The following is a 20,516-nucleotide window of genomic DNA, read 5'->3' as shown; positions in this document are numbered from 1 at the left end:
CTCCGCTGAAACAAATCCTGTCCGACTTGTGTTGAGTGGAAGCATAAAGCTGCCATCGAACAGTATCTCTCCTTAACGGTGCCTCTTTGCTCGCACGTTTGCACGGCATGAACGTTTAATGAGCGTGCAAATATTGGAAGATCGTTGCTCGATTAATATTCTACAAAAAACATAGATTATCTCCTCATTGAAGTTGTTGGTGAGGATCACATGCCCTACGCGCTCAGTTTTCTCGATAAAAGTCCCATTCATGACGGCGAAGCAGCCCAGGCGGCGCTGACCCGCACGATAAAGCTTGCGCAGAAAGCAGAAGCCGCAGGCTTTCATCGTTTCTGGGTGGCAGAGCACCACAACTCACCGGGGCTTGCCAGTTCGTCACCGGAGGTACTGATCGGCTTTTTGTTGGCTCACACCCATCATATCCGGATTGGTTCGGGCGGTGTGATGCTGCAGCATTACAGCGCGTATAAAGTCGCTGAGAACTTCAATCTGCTTGCATCACTTGCCCCTGGACGGGTCGATTTAGGCGTCGGAAAAGCGCCGGGTGGCCTACCGCTGTCAACCCGCGCACTGCAAGGGGCTTATGACCCGGACCGAAAACCATCCTTTAAACAGCAACTCGCAGAGCTTGATGGCTTTCTCGATCATGGCTCTGAGAAATCAGATGATGAGAACGGCATTGCCGCCTATCCGGTTCCGCCGCAAAAACCTGAACGTTTCCTGCTGGGTGCGAGCGTCGAAAGTGCTGAACTTGCGGCGCAGCTCGATTGGAACTTCGTCTATGCCGGACATATTCAGGGCGATCCGGCAGCCATCAAAGAAGCGGTTGAAGCCTATCGGACAATTACGAACCGCCCTGCCATTTTAGCGGTCAGCGTTATTGTTGCTGAGAGCGATGCCGAGGCGGAAAAACTGGCAGGCGATATTCGTCGCTTCCGTGTTGCGGTCGAGGGCCTGCAGCCGGTCAATGTCGGCAGTCACGAACAGGCGCTTGAATATGTGCGACAGGCGGGTGCCACACAATACAGCATCGAAGAGCGCACGCCTCGCGTGATCCGTGGCACAGCCTTGCATGTTCACAGTGAACTTCAACGCCTGCATCGGGAGTTGGGCATCGCCGAGTTCGTTGTCGACTGTCCTGTTTCAGAAGGCAGCCATCGTCTCAAAACCATTGAGCTGCTCGCCAATAATCGCCCGGCAATCGCGGCATAAACTCTCCCAATTTCCCGACACTGGATATTCAACTTGGTAACAAGACGAGCTTTCCTGGCTGGCGCCAGCGCCCTTACTCTGATCATCGCTGCTGGAGCCGAAATCACTTCAGCCAAAGCGAATGCTGAACCCGTCAGCGGTGGTTCTCTCACATGGGGTGTGGAGACAGAGCCAAGTACACTTAACCCCCATTTGAACGGTCAGGCCAAAGCCAAGCTCATCTTGCGCAACAGCTATGAATCCCTTTTGGCCCGTACACCGGATGGTGGCTATGTGCCATGGCTTGCCAAAAGCTACGAAGTCTCTGAGGACGGCAAGACCTACACGTTCAAGCTACGCGACGGCGTGAAGTTTTCGGATGGTGAAAAATTCGATGCAGCGGCTGTTGCTCTCAACTTTAGCAAACTCAAAGAACCCACTTATTCTGGAAGCATCAGTGCAGGCCATGTCGCGCGCGTCAGCGAAGTCACGGCCGTTGATCCACTGACTGTCGTTATAAAACTCGACCGCGTTTACGCACCTTTTCTGGACGGTGCGGCAGGCATTGAACTGATCTCGCCCAAAGCATTCGAGTCTAGACAGCTGAAGGCTGGTGGAACAGAAGTCGCAGGAACCGGCCCCTTTGTTATCGACCGTTACATCAAGGGTCAGGAAATCCGTTTCGTTAAAAACCCGGATTATAATTGGGCGCCCCAAAATGCCGCGCATCAAGGGCCGGCCTATCTCGATGATGTGACCTATCGTTTCCTGCCTGAATCCTCAGTGCGTATCGGCGCACTTACTTCCGGGCAGATTGATGCCGCAGAAGGTATCTCCGGCAACGATGCGCAACTTTTCAAAGATAATCCGGAATTTAACTACCAAACTTCAATCAACACAGGAACGCCTTATACGCTCTATCTCAACATCACCCGCGAACCCACTTCCGACGTCAATGTCCGTAAAGCAGTGCTGGCTGCCGTCGATGTCGAACGCATTATTCAGTCGGTTTATCGCGGTGAACGCGAACGTGCTTGGGGCATTCTTACGCCCGCCGACACAGACTTTTACGACAAGTCGATTGAAGGCACTTACGGGTTTAATCCAGAACTAGCCAATAAGCTTCTCGATGACGCGGGTTGGACGGAACGCGATGCCGACGGCTTCCGCACCAAAGACGGCAAACGTCTGACAATCGAGGTTGTGCAGTCACAATCCACCGTGCGCGACCAGCGGGATATTCTGTTACAGGCGGTACAGGCTCAGGCGCGGCAGAATGCGGGCATCGATATTGCGCTGCAATATGTCGATGCGGGCACCTATTCCAGCCGTCAGAAAGACGGCGAATACGGCATCATTCCAAACTCGACCACGACGCAAGAAAATGGCGTCACCATCTATTTCCATTATCTGCCACGCGATAAGGGCGGCTCGATCAACTATAGCCGAACAGAAGACCCCAAAGTCTCCCAATGGCTGGACCAAGGCGCTTCCACGCTCGATCCCAAAAAGCGCTTTGAGACTTACGCAGAATTGCAACGTTTTGCGCTGCTCGAACAGGCTTATGGCCTGCCGCTCTACGTGCCAGCCGATCAAATCGTCTCATCATCCCGCGTTCAAGGCATTGGTTTCCGCCCTTTCAAGCGGCTTCCGGAAAACGCCTACGACATCTGGCTTCAAGATTAATTTCATCCTTCTTACGAGAGACCGATACATGCTTAATCGCCGATATTTCCTGACACTCGGAACCGCAGTTTTCGCAGCGGTCGCACTGCCAAAAATCGCATTCGCGGAAGATGCCAAACCCGTTGAAGGTGGCAAGCTGGTCTGGGGTGTTGAAACCCAGCCTGCAACGCTCAATCCGCAGCTTAATGGCCAGGACAAAACCAAGCTTCTGCTGCGCAATGCTTATGAATCGCTGCTCGCACGTACCGCTGACGGCGGTTATGTATCTTGGCTTGCGAAAGATCATAAGATTTCGGACGACGGTAAAACCTACACATTCACGCTACGCGATGATGTGAAGTTTACGGACGGCGAAAAATTCAATGCAGAAGCTGTCGTAGCCAATATTACGGCGCTCAAAGACCCGGCCTATTCCGGCAGCACAAGCACCGGACCAGTGTCGCGCATTGCAGAAGCGAAAGCGCTTGACGAAAACACCGTCACTTTCACGCTCAAAGGCATTTACGCGCCATTTCTTGATTATATTGCCAGCCTGGAAATTCTCTCGCCCGCGGCATTCAAATCAGACGAAATCAAATCCGGCGGACCTCAGATTGCAGGAACCGGTCCTTTCATTTTGAAGCGCTATGCCAAAGGACAGGAACTCAACTTCGCAAAAAACCCGGATTACAACTGGGCACCAGCAAATGCTGCTCATCAGGGGCCAGCCTATCTGGATGAAGTGACCTACCGTTTCCTGGGCGAGTCCTCGGTCAGAACCGGCGCCCTTACGTCTGGTCAGGTTGATGTCATTGAAGGTGTGTCGGGCAATGATGCGGCCTTGTTCAAGGACAATCCTGATTTCACCTATCAGACGGCCTTGAATACCGGCACACCTTATTCGCTTTTCCTCAATGTCGAATGGGGGCCAACGCAGGAGCTTAACGTTCGCAAAGCGCTGGTTGCAGCGATTGATGTCGATGCCGTTCTCAAGTCTGTCTATCGCGGGGAACGCATCCGCGCATGGGGCATCACCTCGCCTATTGATCCGCAGTTCTACGATAAAAGCATCGAAGGAAAGTACGGTGCCAATCCAGAGCTTGCCAACAAGCTTCTTGATGAAGCGGGCTGGACGGAACGCAATGCGGAAGGCTTCCGCACCAAGGATGGCAAGCCGCTGACCATCGAAGTTATTCAGGCACAGGCAACCGTGCGTGATCAGCGCGACGTTCTCTTGCAGGCTTTGCAGGCGCAGGCGCGCCAGAGTGCGGGGATTGATCTCAAGATCGTTTATGTGGATGCCGGAACCTACACAGATCGCCGAAAGACTGGCGAATTTGGCTCGATTGCCAATTCCAACACGCCAACCGACGCTATCGATATCGAGCTGCATTACCTGCCACTCGATAAGGGCGGTTACATCAATTACAGCCGCGCTTCAGCACCTGAATTAGCGCAATGGCTGAATGAAGCCGCCTCAACGCTCGATCAAACCAAACGGTTTGAGCTTTACAGCAAGCTGCAAAACTTCGCCATTTTGGATCAGGCCTATGCCTTGCCGCTGTACGAGCCTGAAGATCAGGTTGCGGCTGCAAGCTATGTCAAAGGCATCAGCTTCCGCCCATTCAAACAACTTCCTGAAAGCGCTTACGACATCTGGCGCAGCGAATAAACACACCGTCCTGCGGACTTCGGCACAGAGGAGCTACAGATCATGGATGCTGAAAATACCACGACCATCGGTCGCGCACCCGCAAGCTGGTTGCCCCGGCGTTTCGGAGTCCCGCGGAACAGCCTTACGGGACAAATCACCCTGCGCATAAGCTCAGGCCTGCTGGTTCTTTGGGCGGCAATCACCCTGAGCTTCATCAGCGTCCATTTGGCACCCGGCGACATCGTCAGCATACTGATTGGCGAGCAGCTGCGCACGCCTGAAGTTGAAGCTGCCATTCGCGCAGAATGGGGGTTGGATGATCCAATCTTCATGCAATACCTGTCCTATCTCGGACGTATTCTGCATGGCGATTTCGGACGCTCTTATTACTTGCAGACAGACGTTTCACAGCTGTTGTTTTCGCAGATGTGGCCGACGCTAAAGCTCGCGGGGGCGGCACTTTTTGTGGCAATCGTCTTTGCTGTGGGCAGCGCTGTTTTGACAGCCGGTAAAAAGCTGCCGCGCTCAATCGCGGCCGGCACAGAACTTGTGTTGATTTCAACGCCATCCTTCTGGCTTGGCATCGTTCTGCTCTTCGTCTTCTCCTTCACTCTCAAGCTGTTTCCGGTGTCGGGGGACAGGAATTTCGCAGCACTCGTTCTGCCAGCTCTTTCGCTTGGTTTGTCTTTAGGCGCGGTGATTGGACAGGTTTTGCGCGAAGGTCTGGAACGCGCACTGGAAGAACCCTTTGCGCTGACAGTGCGCAGTTGGGGCACCAGCAATCTTGTGCTGCGTTTGAGACATGGTTTGCGCCATGCATCGCTACCAGCAGTGACACTGACCGGCTGGCTGATTGGTGGACTTCTTTCAGGCGCTGTTATTACCGAAGCCGTCTTCGGACGTCCCGGTCTTGGCCGCATTACCGTTGATGCAGTGCTTTATCACGACTTGCCGGTGGTGCTGGCTGTCGCTATTTTCTCGGCGTTTATCTATGTGGTGATGAGCACCATCGTTGATGTGCTCTATCTGCTGATTGATCCGCGCCTGAGAACCGAAGGCCGGAGATAGATCATGAGTGTCACCCCCGCACTTGAAACGCACTCGACGGCAAAACCAGCTGGTACAAGCTTACGTAATCTGGCCCGATTGGCCCTTTCGCGCCCGGCACTGGCACTGCCATCACTCTTTCTAACGCTAATTGCCGTTGCAACGCTCTGGCCGGGTTTACTCACAACAGCCGATCCATTGCTGGCAGATCCGCTACAGGCACAATTGCCGCCGTCGGCAGAACATTGGTTTGGCACCGATCATTTGGGCCGCGGCGTGTTTTCACGCGTGGTTCACGGTGCGCGCTATTCCGTTCTGATCGGCTTTAGCGCTGTGGCGATCGGTGCTATCGCTGGCTCGATTTTGGGGTTGTTGGCTGGACTATCGCGCGGCCTGATTGATGAAGCAATTTCCCGCTTTCTCGATGTGGTGTCTTCGTTTCCCGATCTGCTGCTGGCTCTTGTTTTCATCTCGTTCACAGGACCAGGCACCGTCAATCTGATCTTTGCGCTTGGGGTTGCCATCATTCCGCGTTTCGCCCGCGTCGTGCGCGCGCAGACCTTTGTTATTGCGCAAAGCGGTTATGTTGAGCAGGCGAAAACATTTGGGCTGAAGCGTCATATCCTCGTGTTGCGGCACGTATTGCCCCACGCCATTGCGCAGGTACCAATCCTTGCAACCATCGGACTTGGCACAGCAATCATCAGTGCTGCGGGCTTGAGCTTTCTTGGCATGGGACCGCAGCCGCCAGCTCCCGAATGGGGCGCGATGCTCTCAGAAGCGCGCAATTATCTGCGTGTTGCATGGTGGATTGGCGTCTGGCCCGGTCTGGCCATCACACTCACCGTTATCTCCATCAGCATTCTCGGACGCCGTTGGCAGCTTGCCTTTGAAGGCCGGAGGCAGTCATGACAACGCCCCTTGTTGAAATCCGCAATCTATCCATCAACTTTCAACGCGATGACCAGTTGGTCAAAGTCGTCGAAGGCATCAATTTGACCATTCACCCCGGCGAGACGGTAGCGCTTGTTGGAGAGTCCGGTTCGGGCAAGTCAGTGACCGCACGAGCACTGATCGGACTTTCAGGCCCAAGCGCAATCGTCAAGGCTGACCTTTTCGAGATCGATGGTCTGAGTGTCCTTGATTACCGCGATAAGGAGTGGCGCGGTCTTCGTGGCAACAAGATCGGTTTTGTCCTGCAGGATGCGCTGGTTTCGCTCGATCCGCTACGTCGTATCTCGCAACAGCTTTCCGATGCCTTCGGCGTCAAGGGCTTCTTCCGAAGGCCGGATGTCACGGATCGCAGCAAGGCATTGCTGCGCTCGGTCGGCATTCCCGACCCTGATCGCAGATTGCTGCAATATCCACATCAGCTTTCCGGCGGTTTGAGGCAACGCGCCCTGATCGCAACAGCGGTTGCACGCTCGCCGTCACTGCTCATTGCCGACGAACCGACCACAGCGCTTGACGCGACGGTTCAGAAGCAGATCCTCGATCTTCTTGCGGAGCGTCGCCGGGCGGGACACACACTTCTGCTGATTAGCCATGACCTTGCTGTTGTCTCACGATTGGCTGATCGCGTTCTGGTCATGCACAATGGCCGCATCGTTGAGGAAGGCCCAACAAGGCAGATACTTAGTGCGCCGAAGGAAGCCTATACGCGACATTTGCTTGAAGCCGTACCGTCGGCCGGATCGCGCGGCTACCGGCTATCGCCAGCACAGCCGCACCAACCGCAAGTCAGGGTGGCCCTACCAGCAAAGCGTATCGATGAGAGCACCAATGTTCTGGAAGCCAAAGGGTTGTTCAAACATTATGGCAAAGCCAACACGCCTTTGGCCGTCAATGATGTCTCATTCTCGTTGAAAGCTGGCGAAGCGCTCGGCATTGTTGGGGAATCCGGCTCCGGCAAAACCACTGTCGCAAAGATTGTGCTTGGCCTTACAGAACCCGATCAGGGTTCTGTACATATTGATGGCAGGCTCTGGAGCAATCTGCGTGAGGAGCAACGCCGCGAACAACGTGCGCATATGCAATTGATTGCGCAGGATGCGCTCAGTTCGTTCGATCCGCGTTACACGGTTGAAAAGATCGTCGGTGAAAGCCTTGATTCAGTTCATGTCTATGGTGATGAACGCCGCAAGCGCGTGGTGGAAGTGCTGGATGCTGTGCGTCTGGGCGCACCGTTTCTCAAGCGCTATCCCCGTGAATTGTCGGGCGGTCAGCGCCAGCGTGTCGCCATCGCGCGTGCCTTTGCACCGCGCCCGAAATTGCTGGTCGCCGATGAGCCTGTAAGCGCGCTTGATGTATCGGTGCAGGCTCAGGTGCTAGACCTTTTGGCCGAGCTACAAGCAGCTTCAGGCACATCGCTTTTGTTCATTTCCCACGACCTTGGCGTCGTCCATCATCTGACAGACCGCGTTCTGGTGATGAAGGATGGTCGCATCGTTGAAAGCGGCGCTGTTGAACGCGTCTTTTCCCAACCACAGCACAATTACACACGCGCCCTGCTGGATGCCGTTCCAACGATAAGCGCGGCATAAAACACGAGGATACTTCCATGACCAGAACACGTACCCGCCGCTTGAAAACCCTGTTCGGTGCCAGCAACGTTGTTTCCGCGGACAATGACCAGGACAAGACCTTTGGGTTCAAACGCGCGATAGAGTTGGCAAAGAAGGCTGAAGCCGAGAAAATCACCGGTCTTTTTACTGCCGACCTCCTGCAACTTGACCCGGCGGGTCTTGCAGGCACCACCGGCACGCAAGACCCGGTTATCGCGCTTGCAGCGCTGGCACATGCCACATCGCATATCGGGCTTATTGCGACCGTCTCAACAACATTTTTGCATCCTTATAATCTCGCACGCCAGATCGGAACGCTGGATCATTTGAGCGGTGGCAGAACGGGCTGGAATGCCGTGACCTCTTCGGTCGGCGAAGAGAATTTCGGCGGCGATCTGCCAAGTCCGGAAGAGCGCTATGAACGTGCTGCGGAATTTATCGAGATCGTCAACGCGCTCTATGATGCAAATGAACGTGATGCGATCACCCGCAAAGCGTCGGGTAATATCTCTGTCCACCCGGAAAAATTTCACCCCATCAACTATCGTGGCAAGCATTTCAGCGTAGAAGGGCCACTGAATGTGCCACCTCTGCCGCAGGGTCGTCCGGTTCAGTTTCAGGCCGGCCAATCCGACGCCGGTGTCACCGTTGGCGCCCGCTATGCTGAAGTCGTCTATACGTCACAGCCGAAGCTCGAAGATGCTTTGGCCTTTGCCACCGAGCTGCGCCGCAGAGCAGCACAGTTTGGCCGTGGCAACAATCTGCCATTCATCATGAACTCGCTTCATTCGCTGATTGGCTCATCGGAAGCCGATGTTGCTCGCCGTCTGAAAGACAAGCATGAGGCAATCGATTATGAGCAGGGACGTGTCAAACTTGCAGATATGCTCGGCGGCCATATTGATCTGAGCGATCTGCCGCTCGACAAGTCTCTACCGGAAAACCTGCTGCCGGAAGTCACCAGCATTAACCGCCGCCGGGGCCGTGTCGAAGTCTTCCGCCGCTATGCGCGTGAAGGTCTGACCCTGCGTCAGTTGATTATTGAGGCACAGGAAACCGGTCACTGGTCGATTGCGGGTACGCCGGAGCAACTTGTTGATGCGATTGAAGAACGCTTCAATACGGGTGCTGTTGACGTTCTAACACTGCACGGCATTGGTAATCCCGATCAGGAAGATTTGCTTCTAAATGGCCTGATCCCTGAGCTTCGCCGCCGCTCGCTGATTGATACGGATTATATCGGTTCTGACTTCCGCGCCAATCTGGAACTGCCAGCCTTATCCGTTGCAACACCATCTCAGGCCCGGAGCGCCTGAAATGGCAAAGCGTGAGGGTTTTCTGCGTTTTGGCTTGTTCGTCTATCCGGTCGGCCACCATATTGCGGCATGGCGGCACCCGGATGCTGTTGCAAATGCTGGCATCAATTTCGACTATTACCGCAACGTTGCCTCGCTGGCAGAAGCAGCCAAATTTGATTTGCTGTTTCTTGCCGATGGTGCAGGAACCCGCGGCGACAATCTCGAAATTCTGAGCCGCACAGCGCACAGCTATGTAGCACAGTTTGAGCCGCTCACACTTTTGTCCGCGCTCTCGGCTGTCACCAGCCACATCGGTCTTGTTGCGACGGCCTCATCAAGCTTCAATGAGCCTTTTCACATCGCACGAAAATTTGCCTCACTTGACCATTTAAGCGGTGGTCGCGCGGGCTATAACCTTGTTACTTCAGCCAGCGACTTTGAGGCGCGTAATTTCAATCTCGACCGTCATTATGAACATGCCGACCGTTATGAACGGGCGGAAGAATTCGCCGATGTCGTCACGGGGCTATGGAACAGCTGGGAAGATGATGCCTTCCTTTATGACAAGGAGCAGGCACGGTTTTTCGACCCTAACAAGCGGCATGTGCTTGATCATAAGGGCAAGCATTTTTCGGTTCAGGGACCACTCAATGTGCCACGCTCACCGCAGGGGCATCCGGTAACGGTACAGGCGGGTTCATCAGCGGCGGGCAAGGAACTGGCAGCAAAAAGTGCAGATGTTGTTTTCACGGCACAGCAGACTATTGAGGAAGCTTCCGCTTTCTACAAAGATGTCAAACTACGTGCAGCGCACTATGGCCGTGATGCCGACGATATCAAAATCATGCCGGGCATTTTTCCGGTTGTTGGTCGCACAAGGCAGGAGGCTCAGGATAAGTTCGATCAGCTCCAGAATCTCATTCACCCGTCTGTGGGGCTCAATATTCTTTCTTCCGGCTGGTCTGGCCCCGACCTTTCGCAGTTCGATCTCGACGGTCCCGTGCCGGAGCTGCCGGAAACTCAAGGCAGCAAAAGCAGACAAGAGCTTCTGTTTGAATTGGCGCGGCGCGAAAATCTAACCATTCGCGAACTTTATCTACGGGTTGCGGGCGCGCGTGGTCATTTGCAAATCGTCGGCACGGCGACGGACGTGGCTGACGCGCTCGAAGAGCGTTTTGAAACCTATGGCACGGATGGCTTCAATGTGATGCCGCCTATCTTCCCGGCAGGTCTGGAAGACTTTGCCGAGCTGGTGCTGCCGGAGCTTCGTCGCCGCGGGCTTGCCCGCAGCGATTATGATGGTCCGACATTGCGGGACAATCTCGGTTTGAAAATACCGATCTATCCCGCGACATCGGTTCAGAGTTCAGACAGCTTAGCTGCCATCAAAAAAGCGGTTTGAAGGGCGTGGGAGGTCGAGGTGTTCACGCAGTGTGCTGCCCTCGTAATCGGTGCGGAAGATACCACGGCGCTGTAGCTCAGGCACCAGTCTTTCCGCCACATCATCAAGGCCTTGCGGAAGAAAGGGGAATACAACTGTGAAGCCGTCACTGGCATCCTCTTCCAGCCATTTCTGCATTTCATCGGCAACGCTTTCGACGGTTCCGACGAAAGCAAGACCCGAATAGCCGCCGTAACGCTGGGCGAGCTGACGGACAGTCAGCTTTTCCTCTTCGGCCAGTTTAAGCACCTGCGCCCTGCCCGACTTGCTTGCATTGGTTTCGGGAATTTGAGGCAAATAGTCGTCTGGGTCAAAGCCTGATACATCATGGCCCAGAGCAATCGATAGCGATGCGATACCGCTATCATAGTGAACAAGACTATCGAGCTTCGCACGCTTCTGCTTGGCTTCCTCAAGGCTATCGCCAAGGACGATGAAGGCTGCAGGCAATATCTTCAACGACGATGGCGCGCGACCGGCAGCTGCCAAGCGCGACTTCAAATCAGCATAAAGCTTTTTTGATTCAACAATGTCTCGCGGCGCACAAAACACCACTTCAGCGGTTTCTGCCGCTAGCTGGCGACCCGGCTCTGATTGACCAGCCTGAACAATTACCGGCCATCCTTGTACGGGACGCGCTATATTGAGTGGCCCACGCACATTAAAATCATCGCCATGGTGATCCAGAACATGCATCTTGGATGGATCAAAGAAGATGCCGCTTTCCTGATCCCGGATGAATGCATCATCCGCAAAGCTGTCCCAAAGTCCCGTTACAACATCATAGAACTCGCGCGCACGCTTGTAACGTTCGCCATGCTCGACATGCTCGTCCTTGCCGAAATTAAGCGCTGAATCGGGATTGGATGTCGTGACGATGTTCCACGCTGCGCGCCCCTGGCTGATATGGTCAAGCGAGGCAAAACGTCTGGCAATATGGTAAGGCTCGTCAAATGTGGTGGAAGCAGTCGCCGCCAGTCCGATCTTGTCAGTCACCGCAGCCAGAGCTGACAGCAGCGTGAATGGTTCAAACGACGTAACCGTATGACTGCGCTTCAGTGCCTCGACCGGCATGTTGAGGACCGCAAGATGATCCGCCATGAAGAATGCGTCGAATTTCGCCGCTTCAAGTTTCTGGGCGAAAGCCTTCAGATGCTTGAAATTGAAATTCGCGTCGGCATAGGCACCGGGATATCGCCAAGCGCCAGTATGCAGGCTTACAGGGCGCATAAACGCCGTAAGATGAAGAGACTTGTTCAATTGATTGTTCCTGAGGCTATTGCGAAATGAGGTGGGCGCTTCTCGATGAGCGTTTGTCAGATCGGTGATTTTACGACTACGTACTCATTGAGCTAAGAAATATGATTGCGCAGCCTGCGCCACTCAAGGAATTTGCGCTTCATATTTCCGTGATTCATGGATCATCGTGCTAAGCGCCCGTCACAGAGCAATGTTAGACTCCATCCCAATATCTTGCGTTGGCTTTATTGGGTTTTATCGACAAACCCAACATGGCATATTTTCAAAGTGGAACTGGCTTCAGCGTTTTAACGTTGAAGATATTGATCCGATCAGCCTTGGGATAATCAGATTATCCCTTTCGGTGCGGAGGAAAATAACCAAGGGAGGTCAGAAAGATGAAAGCACGCACGGCAAGTGTTGGTGATCTGGAAAGCGTTTTTCACGACCTTTCAGAGCGAATGGCAGCAGAATATATCGCGGCTGGGAAAGACGTAAGATCGGCCTATGATAACCTTACCATGAACTTGCGCGAAGGACGCGCACATGCACTGATTGAAGACGACAAGGTCGTGGCGATCATTGCCTGGCAAGAGGCGGATGATGGAACAGATACGCTGTTTGCAGCGAAGGAAGATTTCTTCAATGCGCGATCCGTCCGCTTTTGCCGGAAGCACATAAAGCAAATTCAGGCGCTTTCCGGCGACCGTCCGATACATTCCAGAAGCTGGCTTGACCGTCCTGATGTCGTTAAATGGTTTCGGATCATTGGTTATCGGGAGATCGATGGCGAGCAAGGTTCCAAGCTTTTTGAGCTTGGTGCCCCAGCTGGAAACAGCCTCTCCAGCCAGTAAAATTAAGCGGCGCCGCGCCTATCAAGCGCGGCGCGATCTACCGCAAGCCTTCAGCAATTATACCAATCGTTGCTCTCACGCGTGACGCAAGAACACGCCCGCCCGGCCATATGATACGGATCGGCAACGAGGGTGTTCTGATATCCGGCAAAACCTGAACCAATGCGCCGGACAAGAGCTTGTCTTCGACCAGCCAGCGGGGTACCTGAACAAGCCCCAAGCCAGCAATACCCGCATCGACGATCATATCAAAAGCAGCAAAGCTATGGTTCGCGCGGATATCGCATCGAACCTTTTCCCCATGCTCGTTTAAAACGACCCATGGTTCATTCCGCCCACCGCGAAACTGCGTGACGCAGAAATGCTCTTGAACGTCACTCAGTTTCAAAGGCTTACCGTAGGCCGATATATAAGAGGGCGATGCACAAATGATGACGTCCTGCTGACCCACGCGTTTAGAAATCAGATCCGTACTATCGGGCAGATCACCGATCCGCACCGCAAGGTCGTACCCCTCTTCGATCAGGTTCACGACGCGGTTTTCAAATGACATTTCAAAATGCAGCTGTGGATGGGCCTGTGCGAGTTGCATCAACAAAGGTGCAACGCATTTCCGGCCAAACAAATCCGGCAGATTAATCCGCACCCGTCCTGACGGAACAGCTATGCGGGAAGAAAGTGCAGTTTCTGCATTCGCAAGCTCTTCAAGCGCCCGACGGCAACTTTCAAGATAAATGCGTCCCTCGTCGGTCAGGCTTAGACTGCGGGTCGTGCGATGAAACAACCGCACACCGAGACGATCTTCAAGCCGAGCAACAGACTTGCTGACCGCAGATTGCGACAGGCCCAATACGGTTGATGCAGCCGCGAAGCTGCCCGATTGCTCAGCCTGAACAAATGCTCTGATACCGTTGAACCGTTCGTTTGAAATCATCTGTCGATAATATTTGTCGTGATTGAATATAAATAATGCCAGAAGTGCGAAATTTTCTCCATGATAGATTGCCTTTCACACAATTTCAGCGCTGTGAAGGGTGAGCAATGTCAGAAGCACTGCGAGATAAGACAATCGTCGTGATTGGTGGAAGTACCGGGATCGGGTTTGCCGTTGCAAAGAAGGCGGTAAAAGCCGGCGGTAAGGTCGTTCTAGGCGCACGCGATCCTGCAAGACTTGAACAGGCTGCTATAACTCTGGGAGAGAGATCAACCGCACTGGAAGTCGATACCTCCGACATTCAATCTCTTGCGACATTTTTCAGAACAATCGGCGCTTTCGATCATCTGTTCGTCCCGGCGGCCACTTACACTGTGGTCGGTCTCGACAGCGACGACATAGAGGCAATTGAAAGCCCGTTTCGTTCAAAGTTCTGGGGCCAATACTGGGCTGTGAAACAAGCTGTTCCGCATCTCAACAAGGCTGGTTCGATCACCTTGATGGCGGGTGCAGCCAGCGCAAGACCAATCAAGGGTGGCGCAGTTTATGCAGCTTGCAACAGTGCAATCGAAGGGCTCGGTCGCGGGTTGGCGATTGATCTGGCACCCATCCGGGTGAACACGATTTCACCCGGTACAATCGACGGCCATCTTTGGCAAAATCGTCCGCGGGAAATACGCGAAATGGCCTATGAACACTATCGTCAAAATTCGCTTGTCGGCAGACCAGGCACTGAATCCGAGATTGCCGATACCGTACTTTACCTGATGGGAAACAGGTTTGTGACCGGATCGAACCTTTATCCGGATGGTGGATACGCGCTTCGCTGACAGCCGATATAGCAACTGGCTGCATTATCTGAAGTTTCTAATGCAGCCATTTGAATTTAATAGGTTTCTCCGCGCAAATGGCTCGCCAGAAAGCCGAGATTATCTTGTCCCCAATAAGTCTCAGTATCGTAAATATAGGTCGGAAAACCAAACACACCCTTGTCGACGGCACGTTCGCGATCCGATTTCCATTTGGCCTGAACGTCGTGATCATTCTCGCGCCCAACCAGATACTGACCGTTGAAGCCAGCTTCATTCGCGACCGCACTGCGGACTTCCGGCTTGCCAATATCCTTAGCCTCAGACCAAAACGCATGTTGAAGCACGCGTGTCAGCTGCAGCCAGTTTTGACCGTCAAGGTAAGCCGCAATTACACTGAATGAAGCAGGTGTGGGATCACTCAGAGCCGGGCGATCATCAATGAAAAGCGGTTTTCCGCGAAACTTGGCCCACCGCTTGAGATCCTGCGTGCCATAAGCGCGACGGGCTTCCGGACGATTGCGCGAAAAGATGCCGCCATTTTCCTCGATGACGGTCGCAAGATATGGCTTGATTTCAACCACATGCCGCTCTGCCAGTTCCTCAAGCGTATCAAGCCCGAGATATGACCAGGGCGAGCCGATGGAAAAGAAATAATCAATCGATTTTGGCACGTTTTATCCTTTTGTATGTGAGTGCATCCCGCAAAGTCGGAACCGGTTTTCGGGATGCGCGTAGAGATGTTATTTGAACTTCGGCAATCCGGGCGGATTGGTCTCCGATTGTTTGAGAGCCTCTTCCTCCAGATGCCAGCGGTCGAGGATGCGGGCATAGTCTCCGCTTGCGATCAGGCTGTTGGTGGCAATGGTCAGTGCATCGGCAAGTCCGCTGCCTTTGCGCGTTGTAATCGCCACATCCGAGCGATCCGGCCAGCCCGCACTCAGCGTGCCGACGCGTTTGATATTCTTGTCGCGGGAGGCGATGAACACGAGCTGCGCGTGGGGCTGCACAATCACATCGGCCCGGCCCGATTGCAGAGCCAGAAGGCTGGCAGCTTCGTCATCGTAATATTGCAGTTCCAGCGGTTTCAGCCCCGCCTTCTCATTCTCTTCGCTCCACTTGACCAGAATGCGCTCCTGATTGGTCCCGGCACCCACGATGATGCGGAGGCCTGCCGCATCCTTTGGTTCCTTGATGGAGGTAACGCCACTATCGGCCTTTACGAAGAAGCCATGCAGGCCTTGCCGATAGGTCGAAAAGTCGAACTTTTCCTTGCGCTCTTCCGTTACGCCAACATTGGATATCACAGCATCATATTTGCCTGATGCGAGACCCAGCGGCCAATCGATCCATGCAACCGGAACGCTTTCAAGTTCAAGCCCAAGGCTTTCCGCAATCGCCGACGCATAGTCTGCATCCGCACCCACAACAGTTTTGGCATCTGTGGCATAGGCCGCCAGCGGCGGACCACCCGGCGCAACGGCAACAGTCAGCTTGCCCGGCGTGACGAATTTGAAATCTGCGGGGATGGCCGCAATTGCCTTGGCATCTTTCTGCACATGAATGCGACCAGCCTGCTCGGGTGATAAATCAAAATCATCCTCCGAAAAGGCCGGCAGAGATGAAGCGCTTACCAACGCCCATGCAGCAACTAACAGAGCACCTGCTCTCATGAACCGTTCTCCATTTGTGTAAACTAAAGCGGGCTGGCATATGCGGTCCCCTCATGTGCCAGCCCAGCCCCTCACGAACCGCTTTTCGGCAGGCCCTGTGGATTTGTCTTGGCTTCGGTGATGGCTTCTGGCCCGAGGTTCCAGGTATCAAGAACCTTGGTATAGGCACCGCTTGCAATCAGATCGTTGAGAACATTGGTCAGTGGAGCTGCAAGCCCACTGCCCTTGCGCGTTGTGACCGCAATCTCAGCGGTGATTGGCCAGCCGCCACTGACCGTGCCAACCAGCTTGGTCTTGCCATTGATACCAGCGGAATAAGCCTGCGTCGCATTCACGCTAAACACCGCATCGGCGCGGCCACTTTGAATGGCGAGATCCTTGACCGCGTCATCATCGTAATATTGCACCTCAATCGGTTTCAGACCGGCTGCAACATTCTGACGATCCCATTCCAAAAGCACCTTTTCCTGATTGGTGCCTGCATCGGTGATGATCTTGAGACCTTCAATATCCTTGGGCTGTTTCAGCTCCTTGATCGCGCTGTCAGCCTTGACGTAAAAGCCAAGCTCATCCTTGCGATAAGTGGAAAAATCAAACTTTTCCTTCCGCTCTTCCGTCACAGTGACATTGGAAATCACCGCATCGAATTTGCCTGAAGCAAGCCCAAGAGGCCAATCGGCCCAAGCAACCGAAACCAGTTCCAGATCGCGCCCGAGACTATCGGCAATGATCTGTGCCAGATCGACATCGTAGCCGATGACGGTCTTGGAATCTGATGCATAGTCGTGCAGCGGCAGATGCCCGCTGGTGCTGATGCCGATGGTCAGCACACCGTCTTTGACGAATTTGAAGTCCTTGACCTCATCGATACGCTTATCGATTTTTTCAACCCGCAAACGGTTTGGCTGTTCTGGACTGAGATCAAATCTGCCCTCACTCCATGCAGCATTGGTCATCAGCAAAGCCCCTGAAATCAGGCTCGCAGTGAAGTATCCCGCTTTTCTGATATAAGTCATATTCCCATCTCCTTGAGTGTAAAACTCTGTGTAATGACCTGATTTCTTTAGATTTTACCCCGTTACGAGCGGATCTTACGATCCGCTTTTCGGCAATCCAGCAGGGTTTGTTTTGGCCTCATCAACGGCTTCTGAACTCAGGCTCCAACGCTCAAGCACCTGATGATATTTGCCGTTCTTGATGAGTTCATTGAGCGAGAGCGTCAGCGTATCGGCCAGACCGCTGCCCTTGCGTGTGGTGATTGCCACCTCGGCCGTCTGCGGCCAGCCGCCGCTTACTGTGCCGACAAGCTTGGTTTTGCCGTGCTGCGATGCAGCATAGGCCTGCACTGCATTGACGCTGAAAACCGCATCCGCACGACCGGAATCAATAGCTAGGCTCTTGACGGCATCATCGTCGTAATACTGAATTTCTACAGGCTTCAGGCCCGCTTCAACGTTCTGCTTGTCCCATTGCACAAGGATGTTTTCCTGATTAGTGCCTGGATCGGTGATGATTTTGAGACCCGCAATGTCCTTCGGCTCTTTCAGCGACGTGATCGGACTGTCGGCCTTCACATAAAAGCCAAGCTCATCCTTGCGATACGTTGAAAAGTCGAACTTTTCCTTGCGCTCTTCGGTTACGGTCACATTTGAAATAACCGCATCGAACTTGCCAGATTGAAGCGAAAGCGGCCAATCCGCCCAGGCGATTGGCACCAGCACAAGCTCACGGCCCAATGTATCGGAAACCAGCTGGATAAGATCGGGATCGAAAGCCACGACAGTCTTTGCATCGGTTGCATAAGTGCTGATCGGAGGCACCCAGGGATTAATGCCGACGACGAACTTGCCGTCCTGCACAAACTTGAAATCCTTGGGAACGGCATTGACGACGGCTTCGCTCTTTTCCGTGCGCAGACGGTTTGGCTGCTCCGGGCTAAAATCAAGCTCTGCGGAAAAGGCTGGCGCGCTGAACAGCGTTGCTGCTGCCAGAAAGCTGCCCAATATTGCGTTCTTGTAGTTGACCGATTTCATTGAATGACTCCTGAGAATAATCTGAATTTTGGACAAACAATCCCTGTCGACTGCCCCGTCAGGGCAATCGTAAGTGTCGGGAGTTGTGGTTTGGATCCTGAGCGCATCCCGAAAAGTGAGAACCGATTTTCGGAATGCGCTTAACAAAGCGGGCGTTCTGACGTCAGAGGACTTTTGCGAGAAACTCCCGGGTTCGGGGATGCGTTGCCGCATTGAAAAGCTGCTCTGGCCTGCCGGTTTCGAGAATACGGCCCTCTTCCATGAAGACCACCGTATCCGCCACTTCACGGGCAAAGCCGATCTCATGGGTTACGATGACAAGCGTGGTGCCAGAGCGTGCAAGCTCCTTGATGACATCCAGCACTTCACCAACCAGTTCCGGGTCGAGCGCCGAGGTTGGCTCGTCGAACAGGATGACTTTTGGATTGAGTGCCAATGTGCGGGCGATGGCGACACGCTGTTGCTGACCGCCGGAAAGCTGGCGCGGATAAGCATTGATTTTTTCGCTGAGACCAACGCGGGCAAGCAGGCGTTTTGCAATCACGGTCGCGGCGTTCCGGCTCAGGCCACGGACAATCATCGGTGCTTCGATGATGTTTTCCAGCACGGTCAGATGCGGGAAGAGATTGAAGTTCTGAAACACCATGCCGACATCGACGCGCTTTTTCAGAATGTCTTTTTCTTTCAACTCGTAGAGAGTGTTACCGCTCTGGCGATAGCCCAGCAGTTCGTCATCAATCGAGATAAAGCCGTCATCCACACGTTCCAGATGATTGATAGATCGCAGCAATGTCGACTTGCCCGAACCCGATGGGCCGAGGATTGCAGTCACACTACCGGGCTTGATGTGCAGGCTGACATTGTCGAGAACCAGATTGTTGCCGAAGCTCTTCGATACCCCGTGAATATCCACCGCACCGCGTCGCGTGCCGGTGAACCCGCTGACAGCAAGTGTTTCGGTAATCCGCGCATCCTGTTCGCTCGATGCAACATTCTCCGCTTTGCTCGATACGGGACTTTTTGCTGGAACGAAACGAGCGAACAGGCGTGTCAGAATGGCTGGCGGCGGATTGCGTAATGCACCGCGCGAGAAATGGCGTTCGATGTAATATTGCGCGATCGAAAGCACCGTCATGATGATCAGATACCAGACGGTTGCGACCATCAGCAGGGGAATGACTTCGAGGTTGCGGCGGTAGATTACCTGCACCGTGTAGAACAGTTCCGGCAGCGCAAGCACGTAGACCATCGATGTGCCTTTAGCGAGACCGATGATCTCGTTGAAGCCCGTTGGAAGGATCGTACGCATGGCTTGCGGAAGCACGATGCGGAAGGCTTGTCTGCGTCGCGGCAAGCCGAGAGCGGCGGCAGCTTCAAGCTGACCCTGATCGACAGACAGAATGCCGCCGCGGATGATTTCGGAAGAGAACGCAGCCTGATTGAGACTCAAGCCCAGAAGGGCGGCAGCGAACGGACTGAGGATCTGAACGGTTGGATATTCGGCAAAAGTTATATCCGTGTAAGGAACACCAAGCCTAACAGTTTCATATAGATAGCCGAGATTGTTCAGAACAAGAAGCAGGACGATCAGTGGAATGGATCGCAGCAGCCAGATATAGGCCCAGGAAAGACCGGATAGCAGCGGCGAGCGTGAAACGCGAGCAAGCGCGAGTGCGGTTCCCAATGCAAATCCCAGCACTGTTGCAAGCGCTGTCAGCCACAGCGTTCGCATCAAACCGACAAGAACGGGCTCTGACAAGAACCATTCTGCAAAGACCGGCCAGCCCCATTTAGGGTTGGTCATGACCGATTGCAGCACGGCGATAATCAGGCCTGCGGCCAGGATCGTGCCAACGACGCGGGCCGGATAACGTGCCGGAACGATGCGATAATGTTTGAAATCGCCGGGACTTACGCGAGAGCCTGCCTCTCTGTCCGTACCCGCAAAATCTGTAGCAATAGCCATGATCAACGCTGCTCCGAATTGCCATTTAACTTATGACTCACTGCAGACGTGTCTGTCATGGAAGTCACTCGACTTGATTTTCGGAGATGAGGCGTCGAGTTTCAAAACAAATAAGTCTATTTAAACAGGCTACAGTGGATGTTTTTTC

Annotated in this window: 17 protein-coding genes; 10 read left to right on the top strand and 7 right to left on the bottom strand. The window is 53.8% G+C overall.

The window, feature by feature from the left end; all coding sequences use genetic code 11:
* Window positions 1-210 precede the first annotated feature (210 nt).
* Genes CEV34_RS10795 through CEV34_RS10760 form a run of 8 tightly spaced genes read left to right on the top strand, consistent with a single transcriptional unit; the run spans window position 211 to window position 10,821 of the window.
* A complete protein-coding gene (locus CEV34_RS10795) occupies window positions 211-1,212 on the top strand; it encodes an LLM class flavin-dependent oxidoreductase (protein ID WP_007879005.1) in 1,002 nt (333 codons plus the stop codon).
* A 33-nt stretch (window positions 1,213-1,245) separates the two neighbouring features.
* On the top strand, window positions 1,246-2,877 hold the full coding sequence (locus CEV34_RS10790) for an ABC transporter substrate-binding protein (RefSeq protein ID WP_007879004.1): 1,632 nt from the start codon (window positions 1,246-1,248) through the stop codon (window positions 2,875-2,877).
* A gap of 28 nt (window positions 2,878-2,905) precedes the next feature.
* Entirely contained in the window at window positions 2,906-4,528 is a 1,623-nt protein-coding gene (locus CEV34_RS10785; protein WP_007879000.1) for an ABC transporter substrate-binding protein, read from the top strand.
* Between the two features lie 42 nt (window positions 4,529-4,570).
* The gene (locus tag CEV34_RS10780) at window positions 4,571-5,578 is read left to right on the top strand and encodes an ABC transporter permease (RefSeq protein ID WP_007878999.1); all 1,008 of its coding nucleotides are present in this window, start codon (window positions 4,571-4,573) and stop codon (window positions 5,576-5,578) included.
* Window positions 5,579-5,581: 3 nt separating this feature from the next.
* Entirely contained in the window at window positions 5,582-6,469 is an 888-nt protein-coding gene (locus CEV34_RS10775; RefSeq protein WP_007878998.1) for an ABC transporter permease, read from the top strand.
* The gene (locus CEV34_RS10770) at window positions 6,466-8,100 is read left to right on the top strand and encodes a dipeptide ABC transporter ATP-binding protein (protein ID WP_007878997.1); all 1,635 of its coding nucleotides are present in this window, start codon (window positions 6,466-6,468) and stop codon (window positions 8,098-8,100) included. The genes CEV34_RS10775 and CEV34_RS10770 overlap by 4 nt, the downstream gene beginning before the upstream one ends.
* A gap of 17 nt (window positions 8,101-8,117) precedes the next feature.
* The gene (locus tag CEV34_RS10765) at window positions 8,118-9,437 is read left to right on the top strand and encodes an NtaA/DmoA family FMN-dependent monooxygenase (protein WP_007878996.1); all 1,320 of its coding nucleotides are present in this window, start codon (window positions 8,118-8,120) and stop codon (window positions 9,435-9,437) included.
* A 1-nt stretch (window position 9,438) separates the two neighbouring features.
* Entirely contained in the window at window positions 9,439-10,821 is a 1,383-nt protein-coding gene (locus CEV34_RS10760) for an LLM class flavin-dependent oxidoreductase (protein ID WP_094543620.1), read from the top strand.
* On the opposite strand, the gene CEV34_RS10755 is transcribed toward CEV34_RS10760, so the two are convergent.
* Entirely contained in the window at window positions 10,795-12,090 is a 1,296-nt protein-coding gene (locus CEV34_RS10755; RefSeq protein ID WP_051063990.1) for an LLM class flavin-dependent oxidoreductase, read from the bottom strand. The two genes, CEV34_RS10760 and CEV34_RS10755, sit on opposite strands and share 27 nt — an antisense overlap.
* Before the next feature lie 407 nt (window positions 12,091-12,497).
* Between CEV34_RS10755 and CEV34_RS10750 the strand changes: the two genes are divergently transcribed.
* Complete coding sequence (locus tag CEV34_RS10750) at window positions 12,498-12,953, top strand: hypothetical protein (RefSeq protein WP_007878990.1); 456 nt, start codon at window positions 12,498-12,500, stop codon at window positions 12,951-12,953.
* 37 nt (window positions 12,954-12,990) lie between these two features.
* On the opposite strand, the gene CEV34_RS10745 is transcribed toward CEV34_RS10750, so the two are convergent.
* Entirely contained in the window at window positions 12,991-13,887 is an 897-nt protein-coding gene (locus CEV34_RS10745; RefSeq protein ID WP_007878989.1) for a LysR family transcriptional regulator, read from the bottom strand.
* A gap of 107 nt (window positions 13,888-13,994) precedes the next feature.
* Here CEV34_RS10745 and CEV34_RS10740 point away from each other — a divergent pair, with 107 nt between their 5' ends.
* Complete coding sequence (locus CEV34_RS10740; protein WP_007878988.1) at window positions 13,995-14,717, top strand: SDR family oxidoreductase; 723 nt, start codon at window positions 13,995-13,997, stop codon at window positions 14,715-14,717.
* A 56-nt stretch (window positions 14,718-14,773) separates the two neighbouring features.
* Here the strand turns inward: CEV34_RS10740 and CEV34_RS10735 are convergent, their stop codons facing one another.
* The 5 genes from CEV34_RS10735 to CEV34_RS27625 form a co-directional block, all read right to left on the bottom strand.
* On the bottom strand, window positions 14,774-15,370 hold the full coding sequence (locus tag CEV34_RS10735; RefSeq protein ID WP_007878987.1) for a 2-hydroxychromene-2-carboxylate isomerase: 597 nt from the start codon (window positions 15,368-15,370) through the stop codon (window positions 14,774-14,776).
* 69 nt (window positions 15,371-15,439) lie between these two features.
* Complete coding sequence (locus CEV34_RS10730; protein ID WP_007878986.1) at window positions 15,440-16,369, bottom strand: ABC transporter substrate-binding protein; 930 nt, start codon at window positions 16,367-16,369, stop codon at window positions 15,440-15,442.
* A 71-nt stretch (window positions 16,370-16,440) separates the two neighbouring features.
* Entirely contained in the window at window positions 16,441-17,325 is an 885-nt protein-coding gene (locus CEV34_RS10725) for an ABC transporter substrate-binding protein (protein ID WP_374891760.1), read from the bottom strand.
* A gap of 135 nt (window positions 17,326-17,460) precedes the next feature.
* A complete protein-coding gene (locus tag CEV34_RS10720; protein WP_007878984.1) occupies window positions 17,461-18,402 on the bottom strand; it encodes an ABC transporter substrate-binding protein in 942 nt (313 codons plus the stop codon).
* Window positions 18,403-18,565: 163 nt separating this feature from the next.
* The gene (locus CEV34_RS27625) at window positions 18,566-20,368 is read right to left on the bottom strand and encodes an amino acid ABC transporter permease/ATP-binding protein (protein WP_007878983.1); all 1,803 of its coding nucleotides are present in this window, start codon (window positions 20,366-20,368) and stop codon (window positions 18,566-18,568) included.
* Between the last annotated feature and the right edge of the window lie 148 nt (window positions 20,369-20,516).

It is taken from the genome of Brucella pseudogrignonensis, assembly GCF_002252525.1.
GTDB classification, from domain to species: Bacteria; Pseudomonadota; Alphaproteobacteria; order Rhizobiales; family Rhizobiaceae; genus Brucella; species Brucella pseudogrignonensis.
This window is presented reverse-complemented; position numbering and strand designations above follow the sequence as displayed.

What these genes read in the sequence shown, in the direction of transcription:
- CEV34_RS10795 (WP_007879005.1), top strand. Translation starts at nt 211, where the DNA reads ATGCCCTACGCGCTCAGTTTTCTCGATAAAAGTCCCATTCATGACGGC.
- CEV34_RS10785 (WP_007879000.1), top strand. Translation starts at nt 2,906, where the DNA reads ATGCTTAATCGCCGATATTTCCTGACACTCGGAACCGCAGTTTTCGCA.
- CEV34_RS10780 (WP_007878999.1), top strand. Translation starts at nt 4,571, where the DNA reads ATGGATGCTGAAAATACCACGACCATCGGTCGCGCACCCGCAAGCTGG.
- CEV34_RS10775 (WP_007878998.1), top strand. Translation starts at nt 5,582, where the DNA reads ATGAGTGTCACCCCCGCACTTGAAACGCACTCGACGGCAAAACCAGCT.
- CEV34_RS10770 (WP_007878997.1), top strand. Translation starts at nt 6,466, where the DNA reads ATGACAACGCCCCTTGTTGAAATCCGCAATCTATCCATCAACTTTCAA.
- CEV34_RS10765 (WP_007878996.1), top strand. Translation starts at nt 8,118, where the DNA reads ATGACCAGAACACGTACCCGCCGCTTGAAAACCCTGTTCGGTGCCAGC.
- CEV34_RS10760 (WP_094543620.1), top strand. Translation starts at nt 9,439, where the DNA reads ATGGCAAAGCGTGAGGGTTTTCTGCGTTTTGGCTTGTTCGTCTATCCG.
- CEV34_RS10755 (WP_051063990.1), bottom strand. Translation starts at nt 12,090, where the DNA reads ATGCGCCCTGTAAGCCTGCATACTGGCGCTTGGCGATATCCCGGTGCC.
- CEV34_RS10750 (WP_007878990.1), top strand. Translation starts at nt 12,498, where the DNA reads ATGAAAGCACGCACGGCAAGTGTTGGTGATCTGGAAAGCGTTTTTCAC.
- CEV34_RS10745 (WP_007878989.1), bottom strand. Translation starts at nt 13,887, where the DNA reads ATGATTTCAAACGAACGGTTCAACGGTATCAGAGCATTTGTTCAGGCT.
- CEV34_RS10740 (WP_007878988.1), top strand. Translation starts at nt 13,995, where the DNA reads ATGTCAGAAGCACTGCGAGATAAGACAATCGTCGTGATTGGTGGAAGT.
- CEV34_RS10730 (WP_007878986.1), bottom strand. Translation starts at nt 16,369, where the DNA reads ATGAGAGCAGGTGCTCTGTTAGTTGCTGCATGGGCGTTGGTAAGCGCT.
- CEV34_RS10725 (WP_374891760.1), bottom strand. Translation starts at nt 17,325, where the DNA reads ATGACCAATGCTGCATGGAGTGAGGGCAGATTTGATCTCAGTCCAGAA.
- CEV34_RS10720 (WP_007878984.1), bottom strand. Translation starts at nt 18,402, where the DNA reads ATGAAATCGGTCAACTACAAGAACGCAATATTGGGCAGCTTTCTGGCA.
- CEV34_RS27625 (WP_007878983.1), bottom strand. Translation starts at nt 20,368, where the DNA reads ATGGCTATTGCTACAGATTTTGCGGGTACGGACAGAGAGGCAGGCTCT.